This window comes from Synechococcus sp. F70.1, from assembly GCF_047502745.1.
In the GTDB taxonomy this organism is placed as follows: Bacteria; Cyanobacteriota; Cyanobacteriia; order Thermostichales; family Thermostichaceae; genus Thermostichus.
This window is the reverse complement of sequence record NZ_JANSJL010000069.1, coordinates 1-3,459: the sequence shown is the minus strand read 5'-3', so window position 1 is coordinate 3,459 and position 3,459 is coordinate 1. Positions and strand designations below refer to the sequence as shown.

Genomic DNA, 3,459 nt, shown 5'->3' with positions numbered 1-3,459 from the left:
CTGCTACTGGCTATGGCTTGCCGCAGCACTCTGCAGGAGGATCTCCATTACCAACAAGCCAAGCGCAGACTGCGCCAGTGGGTGGCCCAACTCGATCTGCGCCCCCAGGAGATTGCCGGCCTGGAAGGGGAGCTGGAAAACTTGCAAGCCCTGCTGGACAAACTGGAAGCCGAGGTCATCCACATTGCTGCCTTCGGCCTGGTGGGGCGGGGCAAGTCCTCCCTGCTCAACGCTCTCCTGGGGGAGCCGGTTTTCGCCACGGGGCCTACCCACGGGACCACCCGCACCCAGCAAGTAGCTGCCTGGAACATCTGCTGGGGAACTCGTCCCCCCTGCTCTTTCCTATCCTCGGCCTCGGTGCAGTCGGTTCAGGTCAGCCACTGGCAGGGATCCCGGCTGGAGCTAATCGACACTCCTGGCCTGGATGAAGTAGACGGCGAGGAGCGGGCGCGACTGGCCCAGGAGGTGGCCCAGCGGGCAGATCTCATCCTCTTTGTGGTCTGCGGAGATCTGACGCGGGTGGAGTTTGAGGCTCTGGCGACGCTGCGGGAGGCGGGCAAGCCCATGCTGCTGGTGTTCAACAAGATCGACCAGTACCCCGAGGCGGATCGCCAGGCCATCTACGACAAGATCCGCAACGAACGGGTGCGGCAGCTTCTTTCCCCTGACGAGGTTGTCATGGTGGCCGCCTCGCCGCGCGTGCCGCGCCTGGTGCAGAAGCCAGATGGCAGCTTTGGTGTGGAGATGGAAAGCGGCCCCCCCCAAGTGGACGCGCTGCGCCTAAAAATCCTAGAAGTCTTGCAGCGGGAAGGGCGCTCCCTGCTAGCCCTCAACGCCCTCCTCTTTGCCGATCGCCTCAACCAGCAGGTCATTGAGCGCAAATTGCAAAGCCGCGCCCAGCAAGCCCAAGATCTCATCGCCGCTGCCGCCCGCACCAAAGCCCTGGCCGTTGCCCTCAACCCCGTTACCCTGCTTGACACCCTGGGGGGGTTGGCTTTGGATGTGGCCCTCATCTTGCGCATGGCTCGCCTCTACGGCTGGCCCCTGACCACCGCCGGTGCCATGCAACTGCTGCAGAAGATTGTCCTCAGCATGCTCAGCCTGGGGGCGGGAGAATGGGTAGCGCTGTTGGGATTGGGATCCCTGAAAACCTTGCTGGGGGGATCCCTGCCCTTTGCCGGCGGACTTTCTCTAGGAGCCTACGGGTCAGTGGCCCTGACGCAGGCAGTGATGGCTGGCTTTTCCTGCTACGCCATCGGCGAGGCAGCCCGCCGCTACCTGGCCCAGGGAGCCAGTTGGGGACCGGAGGGCCCCAAAGCCGCCATAGCCCAGATTTTGGCCGATTTGGACGAAGCCTCAATCACCGCCCGCCTTCGCGAGGAGATCCGCACCAAAATCGGCTTGGCCCCCACCTAAACCTCCGCCCTTGACAAGAAGTGCTGAACGACTGAGCAAGGGAGAGGCGTTGGTAGGATAGGGAGTGCTCTCTCTGCCGCCCTTTGCCATGGCAGCTCACACCTTTCAAGATCTAATCCTTCGCTTGCAGCAGTTTTGGGGAGAGCAGGGTTGCCTGATCCTGCAGCCCTACGACCTGGAAAAGGGGGCCGGCACCATGAGCCCCCACACCTTCCTACGCGCCCTAGGGCCGGATCCCTGGCGAGTGGCCTACGTGGAGCCCTGTCGCCGCCCCACTGACGGGCGCTATGGCCAAAACCCTAACCGCTTGCAGCACTACTTTCAGTACCAAGTCCTGCTCAAGCCCTCCCCCGACGACATCCAAGAGGTGTACCTGGAGAGCCTGCGGGCCTTGGGCATCGACCCGGCAGAGCACGACATCCGCTTTGTGGAAGACGACTGGGAATCCCCCACCCTGGGCGCCTGGGGCGTGGGCTGGGAAGTGTGGCTAGATGGCATGGAAATAACCCAATTCACCTACTTCCAACAAGTGGGCAGCCAGGATTGCCACCCCGTTTCTGTGGAGATTACCTACGGTCTGGAGCGCCTAGCCATGTACCTGCAGGGGGTGGACTCCGTTTTTGACCTCTGCTGGAGTGAGCACCCTTCTCTGGGACGGATTACCTATGGGCAAATCTACTTCCAAAATGAGGTGGAGCAATCCTACTACAACTTTGAGTATTCGAATCCCGAGATGTTGTTGGAGCTGTTTCGGCTCTACGAAGCCGAGGCCAAGCGGCTAATCGAAACCACGCGCCAGAAGCTCCAAGAACAGGTCTTGAGCGATCGGCTGCCGGTGTCGCTGCTTCTGCCTGCCTACGACTACGTGCTCAAGTGCTCCCACACCTTCAACCTGCTCGATGCCCGCGGCGTCATTGCCGTGGCTGAGCGCACTCTCTACATCGGGCGCATCCGCAACCTGGCTCGCCAACTGGCAGAGCTCTACCTCAGCCAGACAGGCCGCTCCCCCTCCAGCCATGCTCTGCCCTAGCTGGAACCTAACTTTTTGCCGGGCTAGGGATCGAAGCCAGGGAGCCCTCTTTTGGCTATGATAGGAGATTGACATTAGCCAACTCTGTTCTGGTGCAACTCTTTTTGCGTTAAGCTAATCAACGCTCTTAACCAGTCCACCTGACTATTTTCCGGAGAATTTATGTTTCGATACCCTGTCACACGGGTTTCCATCTTTATCGATGGAAACAATATGTTTTATGCTCAACAAAAAATTGGCTGGTTCTTTGATCCCCGCCGGGTCTTGGACTACTTTGTTAGGTCACAACCCAACGTCGAGCTAGTCAATGCATTTTGGTACACCGGCATCAAGGATCCCAACGACCAAAGGGCCTTCCGAGACGCCCTGATCAACTTGGGCTATACGGTTCGCACCAAGCTTCTCAAGGAGTATCGGGACGAAGATTCGGGCCGTTACTCCCAGAGGGCCAACCTAGATATCGAAATTGTTATCGATATGTTCAACACGGTCGGTCAATACGACCGGCTCATCCTGTTTAGCGGCGACGGTGATTTCGAGCGGGCCATTGAGTTGTTGCGCTCCAAAAACACTACGATTACAGTTGTCTCCACCGAAGGGATGATTGCCCGCGAGCTGCGCAACGCCACCGACCGCTACATCGACCTCAACGACATTCGCCCCTACATTGAAAAGTTGGACAAGTAGTCTTTGAGGATGGGGGCAGACAGGGCAAGGAGCTAGAGGTCAGCGAGCATTGCCCCGCCGGCCCAGCTCGCAGAGGCCACCGCCAACACAGGCGATAAGACCCCAGGAGACGGCCCAGCTTTTGCCCAAAGAGATCTCGGTTAAAGCCACCACCACCGCTGCTGCCAGCAAGAAAGGGACGACGCTGAGCAAAGAGGCCAGAGCTCCGCTGGGATCCCAGGGCAATTGCTTTTCCCAGTGCTCCTACAGCTTTTGATGCAGCGGCGACAATCCGCTCTGAAAGACTTATACAACGCTGGACAAAAGCGGACTTTTGCTCCAGGTTG

General features: G+C 59.2%; 4 protein-coding genes. 3 read left to right on the top strand and 1 reads right to left on the bottom strand.

What is annotated here, in order from left to right:
* The first annotated feature begins 12 nt into the window (after nt 1-12).
* The 3 genes from NW860_RS07315 to NW860_RS07305 all read left to right on the top strand — a co-directional run bounded on the left by NW860_RS07315 (nt 13) and on the right by NW860_RS07305 (nt 3,133).
* Entirely contained in the window at nt 13-1,416 is a 1,404-nt protein-coding gene (locus NW860_RS07315; protein ID WP_414513386.1) for a DUF697 domain-containing protein, read from the top strand.
* Between the two features lie 88 nt (nt 1,417-1,504).
* Complete coding sequence (gene glyQ, locus NW860_RS07310) at nt 1,505-2,446, top strand: glycine--tRNA ligase subunit alpha (RefSeq protein ID WP_414420567.1); 942 nt, start codon at nt 1,505-1,507, stop codon at nt 2,444-2,446.
* 162 nt (nt 2,447-2,608) lie between these two features.
* Nucleotides 2,609-3,133, top strand: a complete 525-nt coding sequence (locus tag NW860_RS07305) for an NYN domain-containing protein (protein ID WP_414394559.1) — start codon at nt 2,609-2,611, stop codon at nt 3,131-3,133.
* A gap of 39 nt (nt 3,134-3,172) precedes the next feature.
* On the opposite strand, the gene NW860_RS07300 is transcribed toward NW860_RS07305, so the two are convergent.
* Nucleotides 3,173-3,358: a hypothetical protein gene (locus NW860_RS07300; RefSeq protein WP_414513356.1), complete on the bottom strand. Its 186-nt coding sequence runs from the start codon at nt 3,356-3,358 to the stop codon at nt 3,173-3,175.
* Nucleotides 3,359-3,459: the final 101 nt, after the last annotated feature.